The sequence below is a fragment of the Arenibacter algicola genome, assembly GCF_000733925.1.
Lineage (GTDB): Bacteria > Bacteroidota > Bacteroidia > Flavobacteriales > Flavobacteriaceae > Arenibacter > Arenibacter algicola.
The window spans coordinates 2,526,938-2,545,046 of the sequence record NZ_JPOO01000003.1; the positions used below are offsets into that span (position 1 = coordinate 2,526,938).

Sequence of the window (18,109 nt, forward strand, 5' to 3'; positions counted from 1 at the left end):
TTTATAAATATATTAGGTATACCGATTCTAAAAATTGCAGCTTTCTATTTGTGAAACACGCAAGGTATTCACCATACCCTTATCCTTTATTGGCATCGCTGCCAAACTGATCAACATGTCCCCTACTTCTAAAAACCCTTTCTGACAGGCCATTTTATTGACATCCTCAATAGTTTCGTCCGTAGACACATACTTATCGTAATAAAAGGCCTTTACTCCCCATAACAAATTAAGCTGTGTAAGGATTCTTTTATTGGAGGTAAATACCAAAATGTGGGCCTTTGGTCTCCAAGCAGATATTTGGAAAGCTGTATATCCACTGTTGGTCAAGGTCGAAATAGCCTTGGCTTTAATTTCATTGGCCATATTGGCGGCATGGAAACAAATGGATTTGGTAATATATCTATTTGTCCTAACCTGAGGTGGTTCATGCGGCACCTTAATTAGGTCTGAATTTTCTACACTTTCCAAGATACTGGACATCTTTTGTATTACCTGCACAGGATAATTTCCAACGGATGTCTCCCCTGAAAGCATTACGGCATCTGCCCCATCCATTACCGAGTTGGCCACATCATTCACCTCTGCACGGGTAGGTGTAAGGCTGGTAATCATAGTTTCCATCATCTGGGTAGCAATAATCACAGGTATCCTGGCCTTTTTGGCCCTTAGCACCAATTGCTTTTGAATAAGGGGTACTTCCTGTGCCGGAACCTCAACTCCCAAATCCCCTCTTGCAACCATTAATCCATCACAATACGCTACAATCTTATCGATGTTTTCTACTGCTTCAGGTTTTTCAATTTTTGCAATAATTGGAATTTTGTGCTCGGAATGTTCCTTTATAATATTCTGTAGGTCTATTAAATCCTGACTAAACCTTACGAAAGAAAGTGCTATCCAATCCACATCTTGTGAAATGGCGAAAATAGCATCCTTAATATCTTTTTCTGTTAGAGCTGGTAAAGAGATGTTGGTATTTGGCAAATTCACCCCTTTTTTGGACTTTAAAGGCCCACCTTGGATCACTTTAGCCTTAACTTCATCCTTAGAATTGGTAGAAATAACCTCGAACATCAACTTTCCATCATCTAGCAAGATACGCTCACCCGCTTTAACATCTTTTGGAAAATTGGTGTAGTTCATATACACTTTCTCCGCATTTCCTTCAAAAGGTTTCCCCGTAACAAAAGTTATTTCGTCTCCCGGGGCAACTACCACTTCACCTGCCATTACTCCGACCCTTAATTTTGGTCCTTGTAAATCCGCAAGAATAGAGGTGTAGGTACCTAATTCCTCATTTAAATCGCGAATCATCTGTATGCGTTCTGCAACATCCTTATAATCGGCATGGGAAAAGTTTATCCTAAAGACATCCACTCCAGCCTCAATCATGTCCTTTAGAACACTCTTCGTACTAGTAGCTGGTCCGAGGGTCGCTACTATTTTTGTCTTTTTATTTATTGGCATTATTTTAAAATATTAAATTATTTTTAGATTTTAGTTTACTTGCATCAACCAAATAGGCTGTTATGACCTTCGGGATAGTTAGTACAGACTTCAAAATATAATCTTCCACGTCCAATTCGTCGTGTTCTATCTTTAAAAAGTAGTCCACATCCCTATATTCAGGAACCAAATGATATTTTGTTAAAGTTGGCTGATCCTGAAATAGATTTGCTACACTTAACACCTCTTCCTTTACATCATTATTGCTAACAAATGTGTAATAGCGATCATTAACTTCATCCCTCCAATCAAAAATTGGGAAGGAGCCACCTTGCGACAAATCCAAATCGCTCACGGACCTCTTCAAATTTGTTTTAAGGCAAGAATTAAGTGCATATACCAGCATAAAATCTTCTATACTGCTGTGCAAAGCGATTAAAGTAAAAGTTTCTTCATAAAAATCTTCCGAAATTTTGTGTATCGCTGCCATACTTTCCGTGAAAGGCGTAAATATAGGATTAATAACGAAACTAGCCTATCCAATCCAAGTATAAAACGTTGTTCAAACTACGAAAACGTTGGAGTTTGATAAAATTTTATAAGCCTTGGTCAATTGTCAAGTTTTTCGTCCAAATTTTAGCCGTGATACATTAATTTGGGGATTTTCACTCATTGGATTTATCCATTTTGTCCTGTAAGGCAAAATAAGCCCTCTTGGAAGCACGTTCCTCAGCCTTCTTTTTTGAGGTTGCCCTGGCTTTGGCCACAATTTTGCCCCCAATGGATAACTTTACTGCAAAATGCTTAATAACATCATTTCCCGTATCCTCGTAGATATCGTAATTAAAAGATTTTTTTTGTTTTTGGCACCATTCTATTACCAAGCTTTTATAGCTTATGACCTTACCCTCCAATTGTTCAATATCCACATAGGGGTCTATAATTCTTTTGCTAATAAACTTTTCGCAGAATTTATACCCTCTATCCAAGTATATGGCGCCTACCAAGGCTTCAAAAACATTTCCGTGTATATTATCCCCAAAACGGGATTTGGGAATTCTACTCTCTACAAAATCGATTAGTTTAAGATCCTTCCCCAACTCATTCAGGTGTTCCCTACTAACAATTTTAGATCTCATCTTGGTAAGATATCCTTCGTCCCCATCCGGAACCTTGCTATATAAGTGCTTGGAAATTATGGTCCCCAGCATGGCATCCCCTAAAAATTCCAAGCGCTCATAATTCATAGGAAAGCCAACCTTATCCTTTCTGTTGGCAGAGCGATGAACGAACGCTTTTTGATAAATTTCCAGGTTTTTTGGCTTAAAACCCAAAATTTTTTTCATTCCCAAAAAAAAATCCCCATCCTTTTTTGAATGGGAATTAAATAAATTGGAAAAAGCGTTCATATTATGAATTAGCTAATTTTTTTAAATATCACACATGCATTATGTCCCCCAAATCCGAAAGTGTTGCTCAATGCAACGTTTACCTCTCTTTTTTGTGCCTTATTAAGGGTAAGGTTCAATTTGGGATCAATATTGTCGTCTACAGTAGTATGGTTGATGGTAGGGGGTACCAATCCATGCTCCATGGCCAATATAGAAGCAATGGCCTCAATAGCACCGGCAGCACCTAGAAGATGACCTGTCATGGATTTTGTAGAGTTTATGTTTATCTGGTGCGCATGCTCTCCGAAAACCTTGGTTATCGCCTTTAACTCGGCAACATCACCTAAGGGAGTAGAAGTACCATGTGTATTTATGGCATCCACATCTTCAGGTTTTAATCCGGCATCCTTTAAGCAATTCTCCATTACCCTAACAACTCCAATTCCGTCAGGATGTGGTGCCGTCATATGGTAGGCATCACTGGATAAACCTCCACCAGCTACTTCCGCATATATTTTTGCTCCCCTGGCTTTTGCGTGCTCATATTCTTCAAGGATCAAGGCTCCCGCCCCTTCGCCCAGAACAAATCCGTCCCTAGTGGCATCAAATGGCCTTGAAGCTGTTTCTGGGCTCTCATTACGTGTGGAAAGTGCATGCATTGCTCCAAAACCGCCCATTCCGGCTATGGTAACCGCTGCCTCACTACCACCAGTAACTACAACATCACAATATCCCAAACGTATAGTGTTCAAGGCATCGATTATGGCATTGGCAGAGGACGCACAGGCCGATACCGTAGTATAGTTAGGACCCATAAAACCATGCTTAATAGATATATTTCCAGGAGCAATATCAGCAATCATTTTTGGGATAAAGAATGGATTAAAACGTGGCGTTCCATCTCCAGCAGCAAAATTTAAAACTTCGTTTTGAAAAGTTTCCAATCCTCCTATGCCAGCTCCCCAGATTACCCCAGTTCGAAACTTATCTATCTTATCAAGATCCAATCCTGAGTCTTTTATGGCTTCATCTGATGAAATGAGTGCATATTGGGCAAACCTGTCCAACTTGCGGGCCTCTTTTCTATCAAAATAATCTTCAGCATTATAGTTCTTTAATTCGCATGCAAATTTTACCTTAAACTTCTCTGTATCATAATAAGTAATAGGGGCCGAACCACTTTTTCCGTTCTTTAGGCCTTCCCAATACTCTTCAATATTATTGCCAATAGGTGTCAAAGCACCTAGACCAGTAACCACAACTCGCTTTAATTGCATTGAACTAAATTTTTGTTTAACTTATTAAGTTAGGTGTAAATTAAAAAAAATTATCCATGCAGCGTCTTTACCACATGGATAATTTTGAAACTTGTTCAAGAAATCATAAAATTACTTGGCTTCTTCTATATAACTTATAGCTTGACCAACTGTAGCAATGTTTTCTGCTTGATCGTCCGGAATTTGAATATCAAATTCTTTTTCGAACTCCATTATCAACTCAACAGTATCCAATGAATCTGCCCCTAGGTCGTTGGTAAAGCTAGCTTCGGTTACAACTTCGTTCTCATCAACACCTAATTTATCTACGATGATAGCTTTTACTCTTGATGCAATGTCTGACATAATAATATCGGTTTTAAAAATTTAAATTGATGGCAAAAATAAAAAACTTTGGTTTAATAACACTATTTGTCGTTAAAATGTGATGTAATTTAATAAAATTAAATACAAGAGTGCTATTTTAGCCCAAAATTATTTTCTGTCCTAACCCCAAAATTATACATGAAAAGGATTGTCCTATTTGCTTCCGGCTCTGGTTCCAACGTTGAAAACATAGAACAATATTTTCGCGACAATTCCGAGGTTTCCATTAGCTGTGTACTATCCAATAAAAAGGACGCCAAAGTTTTTGAAAGGTGTAACCGGTTAAATTTGAATGCCTTATATTTTAATAGACATGCCTTCTATAGCTCGGACTGTGTTTTAAATATCCTTAAATCCCTTAACCCGGACCTTATTGTTTTGGCAGGATTTCTTTGGAAGATTCCAGATAACCTTATCTGCAGTTATCCCAATAAAATAATTAATATTCATCCCGCATTGCTCCCCAAATACGGAGGTAAGGGAATGTACGGCATGCATGTTCATGAAGCGGTTAAAAGCAATAATGAGACGGAAACGGGAATAACCATCCACTATGTAAACGAGAATTATGACGAAGGAGCCATCATTAAGCAGGCAAAGGTTGCTTTAAGCCCAAATGATACCCCTGAAATGATTGCAGAAAAGGTCCATCAATTGGAATATGGGCATTTCCCGAAAGTGATAGAACAGGTTTTAATGGGGACATAATGGCCAAAAAAGAAAAATTCTATACCGTGTGGAAGGGAAGTCGACCAGGAATATACACCAGCTGGAAAGACTGCAAAGCTGCTATCTCCAACTACAAGGGAACCCAATATAAATCCTTCCCAACATTTGAGGAAGCAAAAAAGGCCTACAATGGCAATTACGATGATTATAAGGGCAAAAAAAACACCTCCTCCACACTGAGCAAGGAGCAAATTAGTAAAATAGGCGATCCCAATTACAATTCCATTTCGGTTGATGCTGCCTCTAGCGGTAATCCGGGTATCATGGAATACAGGGGAGTAGATACAAAAACCAAAAAAGAACTTTTTAAACAGGGACCATTTAAACAAGGTACCAATAATATTGGCGAGTTTTTGGCCTTGGTACATGGGCTGGCTTTTCTAAAGAAACAGAATAGCGACAGGATAATATATACTGATTCCAAAACGGCCATGAGCTGGGTCCGGAAAAAAAGCTGTAATTCCAAATTGCCAGAAACCCCTGAAAACAAAGTGGTCTTCGATCTGGTAAGACGCGCCATTAGCTGGCTTGAAAAAAACACCTACACCACTACCATAGTTAAGTGGGAAACCAAGGCCTGGGGTGAAATTCCTGCAGATTTTGGTAGAAAATAGGGATATCATCATTTTTTAAAATTTGATTTCCAATGCTGTGGATTTGGCAGTTCAAAAACCTATCTTTGCAGCAAATTTCAAAATTTAATGGGTAAACTTTTAATCGTAGGAACAGTCGCATTTGACGCTATAGAAACCCCTTTCGGCAAAACCGATAAAATTTTGGGAGGGGCAGCCACCTTTATTGGTCTGGCAGCTTCCCAGTTTAGAGTAAAATCTGCCATTGTTTCTGTTGTGGGCGAAGATTTTCCCCAAGATTATTTGGATCTTTTGACCGAAAAGAATATTGATATTTCAGGCCTACAGGTTATTAAAGGTGGTAAAACCTTCTTTTGGAGTGGCAAATATCACAACGATCTTAATTCCAGGGATACCTTATCCACAGAATTGAATGTACTGGCCGACTTTGCTCCGGTAGTTCCAAACAATTTTAAGGACGCAGACGTATTAATGTTGGGAAATTTACACCCGGACACACAACTGAGCGTAATTAATCAGATGGAAGAACGACCAAAGCTAATAGTACTGGATACCATGAACTTTTGGATGGACCATGCCCTTGATGAATTGAAGGAAGTTGTAAAACACATAGACGTGATCACCATTAACGATGAAGAGGCCAGACAGCTAACCGGAGAGCACTCCTTGCTAAAGGCTGCGGAGAAAATACATCTTATGGGCCCTAAATTTGTGGTCATAAAAAAAGGGGAACACGGCGCATTGTTGTTTCACAATTCCCAGGTATTTTTTGCCCCAGCGCTGCCCTTGGAGGAGGTTTTTGATCCAACAGGTGCAGGAGATACCTTTGCAGGAGGCTTTTCTGGATATTTGGCGGAATCCGAAAACATTAGTTTCAACAATCTAAAGAGTGCGGTTATACACGGTTCCAATTTAGCCTCATTTTGTGTTGAACGATTTGGCACTGAAAGAATGGAAAAATTAGATAAGAAAGAGGTCAACGACAGGTTGCTCCAATTTAAGGAGCTTACCCAATTTGATATTGAATTACAATAAATATGTGCCCTAATTTTACAGGGCATTTTTAATTTAAAGTTACCATGAGCGACGCTATAAAGCATGAATGTGGAATTTCCCTGATTCGGTTATTGAAGCCGTTGGAATATTATCAAGAAAAGTACGGTTCTGCCTTTTACGGGGTAAACAAGATGTACTTGATGATGGAAAAACAGCATAACCGTGGCCAGGATGGTGCAGGTTTTGCCAGTATTAAATTGGATATGGAAGCTGGCGAACGGTATATGAGTCGGGTACGCTCCATAGACCAACAACCCATACAGGATATTTTTGCCCAAATAAACGATCGTATAAACACTTCTTTTAAAGAAAATCCGGAATACATCAATGATGTGGCCAAACAGAAAAAGCATATTCCCTACATTGGGGAAGTTCTTTTGGGTCACGTACGTTACGGAACTTTTGGAAAAAACAGTATAGAGAGTGTACATCCCTTTTTAAGACAAAACAATTGGATGCACCGTAACCTGATCGTTGCCGGAAATTTTAACATGACCAATGTTAATGAACTTTTCGACAACCTTGTACAAATTGGACAACACCCGAAGGAAAAAGCCGATACCGTTACGGTAATGGAAAAAATTGGGCATTTTCTAGACGATGCAGTTGCTCAACTTTATAAGGATATTAAAAAAGAAGGCTTTAACAAGAGGGAAGCCTCCCCATTGATTGCGGAAAGATTAAATGTTGCTAAGATTTTGAGAAGAGCGGCCAAAAATTTTGATGGTGGTTATGCCATGGCCGGCCTTTTGGGACATGGCGATTCCTTTGTTCTAAGAGACCCTGCAGGAATTAGACCTGCGTATTACTATAAAGACGATGAGATTGCTGTGGTAGCCTCCGAAAGGCCTGCAATACAGACAGTATTCAACGTTAATTTTGACGACGTTAAGGAATTGGACCCGGGACACGCCATCATCATCAAAAAAAATGGCAAGGTTAAGATCAAGAGAATTTTAGAACCTACCGAAAGAAAGGCCTGTTCTTTTGAACGTATTTATTTCTCTAGGGGAAGTGACAAGGAAATATATCAGGAAAGAAAAATGTTGGGAAAACTGCTTTTCCCACTAATCCTGAAATCGATAGATAACGATATAAAAAATACCGTATTCTCCTATATCCCCAATACTGCGGAAACCTCCTTTTTCGGAATGGTAATCGCAGCACAGAACTACATGAACAAAAAGAAAGAAGAACAGATTCTTTCTATTGGAAGAAAAATAACACGGGAAGAACTACATGAGATCTTGGAAGTGAGGCCAAGAATAGAGAAAGTGGCCATAAAAGATGCCAAACTCAGAACCTTCATAACACAGGACAGCAGTAGGGACGATTTGGTGGCACACGTCTATGATATCTCCTATGGATCTGTGAAGGAAAACGACAATTTGGTAATCATAGATGATAGTATCGTGAGAGGAACCACTCTTCAAAAGAGTATCCTAAGAATTTTAGACCGACTATTGCCGAAGAAAATTATAGTTGTCTCATCGGCACCTCAAATCCGATATCCTGACTGCTACGGAATAGATATGGCCAAACTGGAAGATTTTGTTGCATTTAAGGCCGCTTTGGCCCTTCATGAAGAAAGGAATACTATGCACCTTGTAGAGGAAATCTACAAAAAATGTCTGCAACAAACCAGTACACATGATTCTGAGGTAGTAAATTACGTAAAGGAATTCTATGCCCCTTTTACGGCAGATGAGATTTCGGACAAAATTGGACAATTATTAAGTCCGCCAGATATTAAAGCCCAGGTTCAGGTAATTTATCAAAATATTGAAAACCTACATGAAGCCTGTCCCAAAAACCTGGGAGATTGGTACTTTACCGGCAATTATCCCACACCCGGTGGTAACCGCGTAGTAAACAGGGCGTTCATTAACTTTTTCGAAGGCAAGAACGAACGGGCATACTAAACATTTCATCGATGAAGGGTAGGTTTTTATGCACTTAATCGATGAAATACACTCTTTAACGTCTTTTTGATCAGAAACCTGCAGTGCACTTGTACTTTAGTAGTGCCATAGCATAAGTAGGTTAAGTTCATGGTAAGATTTGGGGCAAAAAAGGTGGAGACTTCTCCACCTTTTTTATTGGTACCAATTCTATATACAGACCCCGCTGTATTACATCCTATATAATCTACTGTTTATCGAATAAGAAGTATTTCAACTTATTAAAGAGACATTCATCTAAAACCTTTTTTCCACAGCATACATTACTCTACTTTTGGAGGACCATAGCATAAGTAGGTTAAGTTCATGGTAAGATTTGGGGAAAAAGGTAGAGCTATGCTCTGCCTTTTTATTTTTGCCCAAATCTGTAATGATATTATAGAATAACGAACTTCCCCAAAAAACAAATTGATTTTTATGGGACGGTTCCCTAATTGCAACAGAAAGTATTTTCGCTAAAGGTGTTTGCCCCTCTCCCATCCATATTTTTCCAAATACTGCTTCCCACTCTCTATGGCACCATCCTCTAAGCTAGTGCCCATGGTGTCGTTCCAACGATTTAAAAATCCGAACAAAGAAATGACCCCCAACATTTCCACTATCTCTCCTTCATCCCAATGTTTATATAAGGCTTTTTTTATTTTAGAATTCATGGTATTGGGTACCTGGGAAGCCGCCAATGCAAAATCCAAGGCCGCCCGTTAGGCCTCTGAGAATGCAGAATGCGTCCTGTACTCCCAAATATTATCCAGTTGCTCCTGCTCCGCCCCATAACGTTCTGCGGCACTTATTGCATGCGCTTGACAATACCGACAACCAGTGGCGTTACTGCTTACCCAGGCCATCATTCTTTTCAAAGCCGAGCTTACCCTTCCTTCATTTGCCATCACCGCCATATTTAAATTAATAAATGCCTTGGAAATAGCGGGCCGATGCTGCATGGTCAATACCGAATTAGGACAGAAACCCAAAGTTTCATTAAAAATTTCAGCCAACTTTTTGGTCGCTGAATCATGATCGGCATCTAAAGGGTCTACAAGGGACATGATTTGTGAATTATGCGTATTTTTGACCTATACAAGTAACGAAAAAAACACCTACATGACAAATCAAATCACTACCAAATGGCTTGGTAATATGGCCTTTGAAAGCAATAATCCGTCCGGAAACAACCTAATTATAGATGTAGCCCCTGAAAATGGGGGAGAAGGCATGGGATACAGGCCTAAAGCCCTTATGTTGACCGCTTTGGCCGGCTGTTCCGGTCTGGATGTTGCTTCCCTAATTAAAAAAATGAAATTGGAGGTGGAAGAGTTTAGAATAGAGACTATTGCCAACCTAACCGAGGAGGACCCTAAATTTTACGACAAGGTAGTGGTAGAGTATCATTTTACTGGAGCTAACCTCAACGAAAAAAAATTGCAAAGAGCGGTTGATCTTTCCGTTGAAAAATATTGTGGGGTAATGGAAATGTTCCGTCAATTCGCAACCTTGGAGATTAAGACTTATTTTGATAAATAATAGTTTCCTTTCTTCTTTTTACTATGATCCAAAGATTTCTATATCTGTTAGCCGGTTTTATACTGGTACAACAAAACTTGCATGCCCAAGCTACAGAAAATATAATATCCCACATCCAGGAAACCATTGTTACCGATCCGTCAAAAGGTGAAAATAGTTATAAGCATTGGGCCGTTTTTCCTCCCAAAAACAAGGAAATTCGGCAGATAATCTTAAATCTTACTTTTGAATGCCCTGACAATATGCGCTGTGCAGACTGGGATTATGTTGACCATATTAAAGTGAGGCAAAAGAATGACACCACCAACTATGAAATTGCTAGAATGCTTACACCCTATGGCGGCAGATTTCAGGAAGATTGGCGATTTGATTGGAAAGTGGACATTACGGATTTTAGTCCCATTTTAAGGGATAGCCTCGAGGTAGATTATATACATACAGGTTACGAAGACAATAAGACCCGCGGATGGAAGGTTACCGTAGATTTTGAAATTACTTATGGGACTCCCGTTGCCGAGCAACTGGCCATACATAAGGTCTACGATGGCAATTATAGTTATGGAGATAAATCAGATCCCATTGAAAATCACTTGGTACCAGTTGCTTTAAAGGCCAGTACCCAATCCTCCTTTGGAAAGGTAAAAATTCATCAGACAGGACATGGGATGGATGCCAATGGCTGTGGGGAATTTTGTGACAAATACCGTGACATACTGTATAACGGCAAGGTAATCGATAGAAAACAATTATGGATGGAATGTGGAGATAACCCCTTATATCCACAAGCCGGGACCTGGATCTTTGACCGGGCCAATTGGTGCCCCGGTTATTTATTGCAACCAGATGAGGTAAGTTTTGACTTAAATTCAGGACAAGAATTTACCATTGACCTTAATATGGAACCCTATGAAACGGAAAAGCCAAGTGCAAAAGAACTTTTAGTGGCCTATGTTCTGGAATATGGCAAGATAAATTCCGAAAATGACGTTGCTTTAGTGGATATCATATCCCCTTCCAACGAAAAAATACACAGTAGAAAAAATGAAACGGGAGCTTTTCCCATTATCCGGATAAAGAATAATGGCCAGAACAATTTAAAATCTTTGGTAATAAATTATTTTCTAGAGGGGCAGAAACCAAAAGAATTTAAATGGAAAGGAGACATTCCTTTTGGGGAAACCGCCCTATTAACCTTGCCCGAAGAGATATTTAGTGATAAAGAGTCTACCCGCTTTTTTGTAGAATTAAAAAGGCCTAATGGCAAAAAAGATGGTTACGGTTTGGATAATTCCAAAAGCTCAGTCTATACCAAACCCAATATCTTGCCCGAGTCCGTTATTATCTATTTTAAGACGAATAAAAAGCCCGGCCAAAATGAATATTCCGTTACCGATAGCTACGGAAAGCCAATATTCAAAAGAGATAGTGTAGATCTTAAACCTTACACCATCTATTCGGATACCCTGAGACTTCGAAAGGGTAACTATACTTTTAAGTTACATGATAAAGGAGGGGATGGACTTGAGTTTTGGTTCAGGGCAAAGGATGGCAATGGTAGCGTTAAACTATTGGATACTTTGGGGCAGGCCATAAAACATTTCAATTCCGACTTTGGGAGCCATATTATGTATAACTTTAGAGTAGAACCTGGGGTTACCTATCATTTGGACAATGAACCATCCATAAATATGTTCCCTGCCAGAACCGAGGGTCCAGTAACATTGGATTATTTTGCCAATGACGAAAAAAATGTGGAGGTCATTATTACCCAACAGGAAGATGAGACAAAAATAGTGGAAACCCATACCTACTTAAATTTCAAAAAGGGTATTTTTACATATGACCTCTCCTATTTGCCTAAAATGCGCTACTATCTAAAAGTTGTAATAGACGGCAAAGAAGTATTTAAAAATAGAATTAGGCTAAAGGAGTAATTACCATGCGATGGACCATTAAACCAAAACCCGAACAACCACAAATTGACGCGTTAGCCGCGGCCCTAAACGTGGAAGATCTGGTAGCGCAACTATTATTACAGCGTGGCATTGCCAACTATGAGGATGCCAAAAGGTTTTTTAGGCCACAGCTTTCAGACCTTCACGATCCTTTTTTAATGAAGGATATGGACAAGGCCGTGGAACGAATAGAAAGGGCCATTGCAGAGCAGGAAAATATTTTGATTTTTGGTGACTACGACGTGGATGGCACTACGGCAGTAGCCTTGGTTTCCTCCTATTTGGAAAGCACCTACCCCAACGTGGCCACCTATATCCCGGACCGATATAACGAAGGCTATGGGGTTTCCTATCAAGGTATAGATTTTGCCGAGGATAACAGCTTTTCCCTAATAATTGCCTTGGATTGTGGGGTTAAGGCCATTGAGAAGGTAGAATATGCAAAGGAAAAGGGTATCGACTTTATTATCTGTGATCACCACAGGCCAGGGAATACTTTACCAAATGCAGTAGCTGTTTTGGACCCTAAAAGAGCGGATTGTTCCTATCCTTATGACGAACTTTGTGGCTGTGGGGTAGGATTTAAATTGATCCAGGCATTGGGGAGCAATAAAGGGGAAACTATTGAAGATTTAGTTCCTTATTTGGATTTGGTTGCTACAGCCATAGGGGCAGATATAGTGCCCATTACAGGGGAAAACCGGGTTATGGCCTATTGGGGGCTGCAAGTAATCAACCAAGATCCGAGAGCCGGTTTTAAGGCGATCATCAATCAGATAAAAAAACAAGTCCTTACCATTACAGACGTGGTTTTTATAATTGCTCCGCGAATTAATGCTGCAGGGCGCATGGAGCACGGGCAACACGCGGTTAATCTGTTAAAGGAAACCGATTTGGCACGGGCCGAATTTTTTGCCGCCGAAATAGAGAAATACAATACGGACAGAAGAAACCTAGACCAGATCATTGCCCAAGAAGCCCTATTACAGATACAAGAAAACAAAGAAGAGGAAGGTTTTACCTCAGTGGTATACAATGAAACCTGGCATAAGGGGGTAATCGGAATTGTAGCCTCCCGTCTCATTGAAACTTATTATAGGCCCACTTTGGTCTTTACAAAGAGCGGCAATAAATTGGCAGCCTCTGCGCGATCCATCAAAGGTTTCGACGTATATGAGGCATTGGAGGGCTGTTCCGATACCATTGAACAATTTGGTGGGCATATGTATGCCGCCGGATTAACTTTACTTGAAGAGAATTACGAGGCCTTTAAAGCCAAATTTGAGGAAGTGGTTGCCAATACCATGGATCCAAATCTAATGTCTCCTGAAATTATGGTAGACGCCATAATTAACTTGGATCAAATTACTCCAAAGCTGATGCGCATTATTAAACAATTTGCCCCCTTTGGCCCAGGAAATATGACCCCTACTTTCATGGTAGAAAATCTTAACGATACCGGCTACGCAAAAGTGGTAGGACAAGAAGGAAAACATTTAAAATGTAAGCTTTTTGATAAAAATAACGGCTCCAGGAGGTCGGGAATTGATGCAATTGGGTTTAATTTAGGTAAGCATTTACCTACGGTATCAAGCAAAACCGTTAGCGCCGTTTTTACATTGGATGAAAACGAATGGCAGGGTAAAATAGCCCTTCAAATGAAGTTAAAGGATCTAAAAGAACATGATAGTTATCAATTTTAATTTTTTGATAACTAAAATGCATCAATAAATTGTACAATTAACAGGCTGCAACTACAAATTTTAGTACGAATTGTACTATGCCAAGCAGGTAAATCAACAGTATTCCGATTTTCCCTCTAGATGGACCGAAAAATCTCTTGTATTTCAGCTTAAGGAAGACTCATATTTCTTCAGGGATAAGGAAGACCCATCAAATTCGCCGTAAGTAAAATAGGAAATCCAATCCCCTAGATTCACATAGATTGAATTATCATTTAAGGGTATTTCCAAAGGCAGGTGCCGATGCCCAAAAACAAAATAATCATAGTGCTGCTGTTCCAGTTTCCGTCTACAGTATTGCACCAGCCATTCGTTCTCCTCCCCAAGAAATTTAATATCCTCATCCCCGGAAATCATTTTGTTCTTTACGGAAAGATATTGGGCCAGTTTTACGCCAAAATCGGGATGCAACCAATTATACAGCCATTTGGATACGGGGTTGGTGAATACTTTTTTCATCCGCTTGTACCCTTTGTCCCCAGGACCCAAACCATCACCATGTCCAATTAAAAATGACTTACCATTTAATAAAAAGGATTGTGGTTCGTGATATACAGGAATGTTCAACTCCTCTTCAAAATATCCGTTCATCCATAAATCATGGTTCCCCACAAAATAGTATACCGGAATGCCCGAATCGGTAATTTCTGCCAATTTCCCCAAGGTACGGGTAAAGCCCTTGGGCACTACCGTTTTATACTCGAACCAAAAATCGAAAAGATCCCCAAGGAGAAAAATAGCGGAAGCATCCTCTTTTACGGTATCCAACCAAGCCACAAACCTCTTTTCTCGTGGAAAACTAAGGTCCTTGGTAGGAGCCCCCAAATGATTATCACTAGAGAAGTATATTTTCTTGCCCGCGGGAACGTCAATAGTTTTCATGCAGGCCTTTTTAATTATCAGAAGCGTACCACTCTGCAAAGGAGGTGTCGGTTTCCTGTAGCTTTAAAGAATGTAGGCTGATGTTTTTTGGCAATCTGGCCTTTATTCTATCTGCAAAATCCAAAACCATATTTTCACTGGTAGGTTGATAATTGGCCAATATTACATTGTGCCCCCTATCCGTTAGTTCCTGTGCCAATTCCACATGCGGAGTATTTTTATTAAAAACTGTAGCATGGTCAAATTGATCCACAATCTCTTCCTTCACAATTCTCTTCAAATCCCCAAAATCTATGACCATTCCCAATTTTACGTGTGCAGTATCGGTAATAGGCTTCCCTATTACGGTTACTGAAAGCTTATAACTATGCCCATGTACATTTCTACATTTACCATCATAACCGAACAAGGCATGTCCAGTTTCAAAATTAAACTGTTTGGTAATACGAATGTTGCCCATATTATTTATTTGGACTGCAAAGGTAATTTATTCTGGGAAACTAATCATTGAGTATGGGCTGTGTCCAAGCAGATTCGTATTTGATGTCCTCTATTGGGTTTTTCTGAAGTTTTGTAGAAGATATTTTACTCCTTACAAAGAGTATATCATCCGTTAGCTCGAAACTGGCAGAACCGCCCTTCACAGCCTTCAACTCCTTGACTTCGGTTTCCCCTTTAAGACATCCAAGAAAAGTTATATTATATTCAATACCTGTTTCCGGTTCCACTTCCACCTTCAAGGTCTTGTCTCCAAATTCCAAAGTTTTAAGGGTAACCCCAGTGGTAGAATAGAAGTCGCCCCTTTCCATAGCCTCTATCAATGAGGGAGCAGACAAGGTATCGGACTGTACCATTACCCAACCCCTGCCGGAATTACTCCATTTATTACCCATTTTATGGTAATTATGGGAATCATCGGTTGCCAAACCATACATAATGGGTTTTTTGGCCGTTATATAGGATATATTGATCTGATCCCACATTTCCTCCGTAGAAATATGTGTTGAATCTCCCATATTATGAACCATGGGATGACCGTTGTACACTTCAAAAAAGCGCTCTCCCTTCAAGGATATCATGTCGTCAAGACTAATACTGTAATAAAAGTTGGGATGATTTATATGTGGCATAATAGGAACTCCCGTTTCTTTCCGTTGTTTAAGTACCGCATCCAGATTGTTCTGCATGACTTCCGAAATACTATTACCCCCCTGGGGATCTATTTTTTCCTGAATATTGCTAGCGTTCATATGTACATGTTTGTCCTCGTACCTGTCCGTAATTTCTTCCGAATGAATGACTAAAAATTCTTCCGCTTTCTCAAAAAGATCCCTATACTCCGTATACGTCTTTAATTTTACATGCACCTTTCCGGAGTCCGTTTTATGCTCTACCCAATCCTCCCCATAAGTTGCCAAATAGTTCTCAAAGCTTTTTTGATAAATGGAATCTTCCCTGACCTGTATCCATTTTTCCTCCATAGAAACGGTATTATGGTCCGATAGGGCAATGAATTGATAGTCGTGCGACTTATACCACTCCAGAATAGTCTCAGGAAACTCGTCCCCATCGCTCCAGAACGAATGGGTATGAAGATTACCTTTGTACCACTTTTTATTTACAGCTGTATCAGTACTTTTATTACTATCTCCACAGCTTTCCATTAGAAAAGCCATAATTAACAAAATAGAGGGTAAAACATGTTTCATTTATAGAGTAATTTGGAAATTGAAGCCCAAAAGTTAATGAAAATGTATTAGAAATCAGGGAATAAGCTAAAAATCAATAATAAACATTACAATTAAATAATAAACGTTTAGGGACAATTAAGACACACTTAACATGCTGTGTAAAACCAATAGCATTTTCGTCTATTTTTGTCCGATTTTTAAAACCATACAAACTTGGCAGAACTATTTGAACAACTGGAGTTTAAGGAGAATCCTCTTTTTGAAAAAGTGATAGATGATATCCTAATACAGAAATACAGTATTGTAGATGATTTTTTCTCTCCGGAGGATGTGGCCCAATTAAGGGATTCACTCCTGGCCAAATATGAGGAGGATCAATTTAAAAAAGCAGCTATAGGAAATCGTGTCAATGAATTGATCATAAAGGCAATCCGTGGCGATTTTATCCTGTGGATGGATGAAAGCAGTAAGGATATACTGGAACAACAGTTTTTTCTAAAAATTAATGAATTGGCCAATTATCTGAACAAGACCTGTTTTATGGGAATCCTATTCAAGGAATTTCACTATGCCATATATCCTGAAGGCACTTTTTACAAAAGGCATTTGGACACTTTTCAGAATGATGATAGGCGTAAACTTTCCATGGTCTGTTATCTAAATGAACCAGATTGGGTGGCAGATAAAGATGGTGGTGAATTGGTACTATACTTACCCACGGAAAATGGGGAAGAGGCAAAACATATTGCCCCCTTTCCGGGAAGGGTCGTTATTTTTGAAAGTCAAGAATTGGAGCACGAGGTAAAACCTGCCCATCGCGAACGACTTAGCATCACTGGGTGGTTAAAGACCAGATAACCGACTTATCTTTTATATTTTCTATTGTTTTTAATTCGATTAACGAAATAAACTACCAATAAAACCAAGGCTAGTAGAGGGAAAACGAAGTTCCCGTTCAAGAACGATAAAATATCCATTAGAAAAGTTTTAAAAAATAAAACGGTGAACTGTTCCAGTTATTGCTTCTTCACAAAAAACGCCACAATCGCCGAAGTAACGATTCCCATGGTCAATGCACCAAAAAGACTTTGAATGATATAGCTATTCAAATTAAAATAACTCTCCGCAGCTTCTTGATCCATTTTCCCCGAATCCACCACAAAATTAATAATATTTGTAAAATATTCAGGTGTAATAAAATTACTCGTAATGTATTGTGTCAACGGACTTATTACGGCAATGATCACACTTAAAATGATACCACTGATAAATCCCTGTTTCCAACTCATTTTTCCATTGTAATCCACCTTTCTTTTGTCCAATAGGGCCAATACATAAACTGCTATAGCTATGATAGCAAAAAAGTTGGTATATATAGCGTGCTTTTCTATGAGTACATCGTGCCAGCCCATAGATTTCTCAAAGGCCATCCAAAGCAGGGTTGCCAATGCAAAAATAATGGCCCATTTAATTTCAATGCGGAACTTGCTCATAAT

The 18,109-nt window shown here is 39.3% G+C and carries 17 protein-coding genes and 1 pseudogene; 8 read left to right on the forward strand and 10 right to left on the reverse strand.

Going from position 1 to position 18,109, the window contains the following annotated elements; translation table 11 throughout:
• Positions 1–27: 27 nt before the first annotated feature.
• The 5 genes from pyk to U735_RS0121435 form a co-directional block, all read right to left on the reverse strand.
• Positions 28–1,470 (reverse strand): pyruvate kinase, encoded by a 1,443-nt coding sequence (pyk, locus tag U735_RS0121415; protein ID WP_031445781.1) that lies wholly within the window; start codon positions 1,468–1,470, stop codon positions 28–30.
• 4 nt (positions 1,471–1,474) lie between these two features.
• A complete protein-coding gene (locus U735_RS0121420; protein WP_031445782.1) occupies positions 1,475–1,939 on the reverse strand; it encodes an IPExxxVDY family protein in 465 nt (154 codons plus the stop codon).
• A 175-nt stretch (positions 1,940–2,114) separates the two neighbouring features.
• Entirely contained in the window at positions 2,115–2,858 is a 744-nt protein-coding gene (gene rnc / locus U735_RS0121425) for a ribonuclease III (RefSeq protein ID WP_031445783.1), read from the reverse strand.
• Positions 2,859–2,866: 8 nt separating this feature from the next.
• The gene (gene fabF / locus U735_RS0121430) at positions 2,867–4,117 is read right to left on the reverse strand and encodes a beta-ketoacyl-ACP synthase II (protein ID WP_031445784.1); all 1,251 of its coding nucleotides are present in this window, start codon (positions 4,115–4,117) and stop codon (positions 2,867–2,869) included.
• A 111-nt stretch (positions 4,118–4,228) separates the two neighbouring features.
• Positions 4,229–4,462, reverse strand: coding sequence for an acyl carrier protein (locus U735_RS0121435; RefSeq protein ID WP_008269813.1), 234 nt, complete (start codon positions 4,460–4,462; stop codon positions 4,229–4,231).
• 159 nt (positions 4,463–4,621) lie between these two features.
• Between U735_RS0121435 and purN the strand changes: the two genes are divergently transcribed.
• The 4 genes from purN (at position 4,622) to U735_RS0121455 (ending at position 8,783) form a co-directional block, all read left to right on the forward strand.
• Positions 4,622–5,191, forward strand: a complete 570-nt coding sequence (gene purN / locus U735_RS0121440; protein ID WP_031445785.1) for a phosphoribosylglycinamide formyltransferase — start codon at positions 4,622–4,624, stop codon at positions 5,189–5,191.
• Positions 5,191–5,826 carry a ribonuclease H1 domain-containing protein gene (locus tag U735_RS0121445; RefSeq protein WP_031445786.1) on the forward strand — a complete coding sequence of 212 codons (636 nt, stop codon included), beginning with the start codon at positions 5,191–5,193 and terminating at the stop codon, positions 5,824–5,826. The genes purN and U735_RS0121445 overlap by 1 nt, the downstream gene beginning before the upstream one ends.
• 87 nt (positions 5,827–5,913) lie before the next feature.
• The gene (locus tag U735_RS0121450) at positions 5,914–6,840 is read left to right on the forward strand and encodes a PfkB family carbohydrate kinase (RefSeq protein WP_031445787.1); all 927 of its coding nucleotides are present in this window, start codon (positions 5,914–5,916) and stop codon (positions 6,838–6,840) included.
• 44 nt (positions 6,841–6,884) lie between these two features.
• A complete protein-coding gene (locus U735_RS0121455) occupies positions 6,885–8,783 on the forward strand; it encodes an amidophosphoribosyltransferase (RefSeq protein ID WP_031445788.1) in 1,899 nt (632 codons plus the stop codon).
• 494 nt (positions 8,784–9,277) lie between these two features.
• Here the strand turns inward: U735_RS0121455 and U735_RS24740 are convergent.
• Positions 9,278–9,868: pseudogene (locus U735_RS24740) on the reverse strand (carboxymuconolactone decarboxylase family protein).
• A 55-nt stretch (positions 9,869–9,923) separates the two neighbouring features.
• Here U735_RS24740 and U735_RS0121470 point away from each other — a divergent pair.
• The 3 genes from U735_RS0121470 to recJ are packed head-to-tail and all read left to right on the forward strand — an operon-like array spanning position 9,924 to position 14,001.
• Positions 9,924–10,343, forward strand: a complete 420-nt coding sequence (locus U735_RS0121470; protein WP_031445790.1) for an OsmC family protein — start codon at positions 9,924–9,926, stop codon at positions 10,341–10,343.
• A 23-nt stretch (positions 10,344–10,366) separates the two neighbouring features.
• Positions 10,367–12,277, forward strand: a complete 1,911-nt coding sequence (locus U735_RS0121475) for a peptide-N-glycosidase F-related protein (protein WP_031445791.1) — start codon at positions 10,367–10,369, stop codon at positions 12,275–12,277.
• A gap of 5 nt (positions 12,278–12,282) precedes the next feature.
• On the forward strand, positions 12,283–14,001 hold the full coding sequence (gene recJ / locus U735_RS0121480) for a single-stranded-DNA-specific exonuclease RecJ (protein ID WP_031445792.1): 1,719 nt from the start codon (positions 12,283–12,285) through the stop codon (positions 13,999–14,001).
• A 144-nt stretch (positions 14,002–14,145) separates the two neighbouring features.
• On the opposite strand, the gene U735_RS0121485 is transcribed toward recJ, so the two are convergent.
• The 3 genes from U735_RS0121485 to U735_RS0121495 are packed head-to-tail and all read right to left on the reverse strand — an operon-like array spanning position 14,146 to position 16,631.
• Entirely contained in the window at positions 14,146–14,913 is a 768-nt protein-coding gene (locus U735_RS0121485) for a UDP-2,3-diacylglucosamine diphosphatase (RefSeq protein ID WP_031445793.1), read from the reverse strand.
• Positions 14,914–14,932: 19 nt separating this feature from the next.
• Complete coding sequence (locus tag U735_RS0121490) at positions 14,933–15,382, reverse strand: 6-pyruvoyl trahydropterin synthase family protein (protein ID WP_031445794.1); 450 nt, start codon at positions 15,380–15,382, stop codon at positions 14,933–14,935.
• Between the two features lie 40 nt (positions 15,383–15,422).
• Positions 15,423–16,631 carry a CehA/McbA family metallohydrolase domain-containing protein gene (locus U735_RS0121495; RefSeq protein ID WP_031445795.1) on the reverse strand — a complete coding sequence of 403 codons (1,209 nt, stop codon included), beginning with the start codon at positions 16,629–16,631 and terminating at the stop codon, positions 15,423–15,425.
• 195 nt (positions 16,632–16,826) lie between these two features.
• Between U735_RS0121495 and U735_RS0121500 the strand changes: the two genes are divergently transcribed.
• Complete coding sequence (locus U735_RS0121500; RefSeq protein WP_031445796.1) at positions 16,827–17,471, forward strand: 2OG-Fe(II) oxygenase; 645 nt, start codon at positions 16,827–16,829, stop codon at positions 17,469–17,471.
• 158 nt (positions 17,472–17,629) lie between these two features.
• Here the strand turns inward: U735_RS0121500 and U735_RS0121505 are convergent, their stop codons facing one another.
• Positions 17,630–18,106 (reverse strand): DUF4199 domain-containing protein, encoded by a 477-nt coding sequence (locus tag U735_RS0121505; protein WP_031445797.1) that lies wholly within the window; start codon positions 18,104–18,106, stop codon positions 17,630–17,632.
• Positions 18,107–18,109 lie beyond the last annotated feature (3 nt).

Bases quoted from the DNA above. Each gene is read 5' to 3' on its own strand.
- pyk (WP_031445781.1), bottom strand. From the start codon at position 1,470: ATGCCAATAAATAAAAAGACAAAAATAGTAGCGACCCTCGGACCAGCT.
- U735_RS0121420 (WP_031445782.1), bottom strand. From the start codon at position 1,939: ATGGCAGCGATACACAAAATTTCGGAAGATTTTTATGAAGAAACTTTT.
- rnc (WP_031445783.1), bottom strand. From the start codon at position 2,858: ATGAACGCTTTTTCCAATTTATTTAATTCCCATTCAAAAAAGGATGGG.
- fabF (WP_031445784.1), bottom strand. From the start codon at position 4,117: ATGCAATTAAAGCGAGTTGTGGTTACTGGTCTAGGTGCTTTGACACCT.
- U735_RS0121435 (WP_008269813.1), bottom strand. From the start codon at position 4,462: ATGTCAGACATTGCATCAAGAGTAAAAGCTATCATCGTAGATAAATTA.
- purN (WP_031445785.1), top strand. From the start codon at position 4,622: ATGAAAAGGATTGTCCTATTTGCTTCCGGCTCTGGTTCCAACGTTGAA.
- U735_RS0121445 (WP_031445786.1), top strand. From the start codon at position 5,191: ATGGCCAAAAAAGAAAAATTCTATACCGTGTGGAAGGGAAGTCGACCA.
- U735_RS0121450 (WP_031445787.1), top strand. From the start codon at position 5,914: ATGGGTAAACTTTTAATCGTAGGAACAGTCGCATTTGACGCTATAGAA.
- U735_RS0121455 (WP_031445788.1), top strand. From the start codon at position 6,885: ATGAGCGACGCTATAAAGCATGAATGTGGAATTTCCCTGATTCGGTTA.
- U735_RS0121470 (WP_031445790.1), top strand. From the start codon at position 9,924: ATGACAAATCAAATCACTACCAAATGGCTTGGTAATATGGCCTTTGAA.
- U735_RS0121475 (WP_031445791.1), top strand. From the start codon at position 10,367: ATGATCCAAAGATTTCTATATCTGTTAGCCGGTTTTATACTGGTACAA.
- recJ (WP_031445792.1), top strand. From the start codon at position 12,283: ATGCGATGGACCATTAAACCAAAACCCGAACAACCACAAATTGACGCG.
- U735_RS0121490 (WP_031445794.1), bottom strand. From the start codon at position 15,382: ATGGGCAACATTCGTATTACCAAACAGTTTAATTTTGAAACTGGACAT.
- U735_RS0121495 (WP_031445795.1), bottom strand. From the start codon at position 16,631: ATGAAACATGTTTTACCCTCTATTTTGTTAATTATGGCTTTTCTAATG.
- U735_RS0121505 (WP_031445797.1), bottom strand. From the start codon at position 18,106: ATGAGCAAGTTCCGCATTGAAATTAAATGGGCCATTATTTTTGCATTG.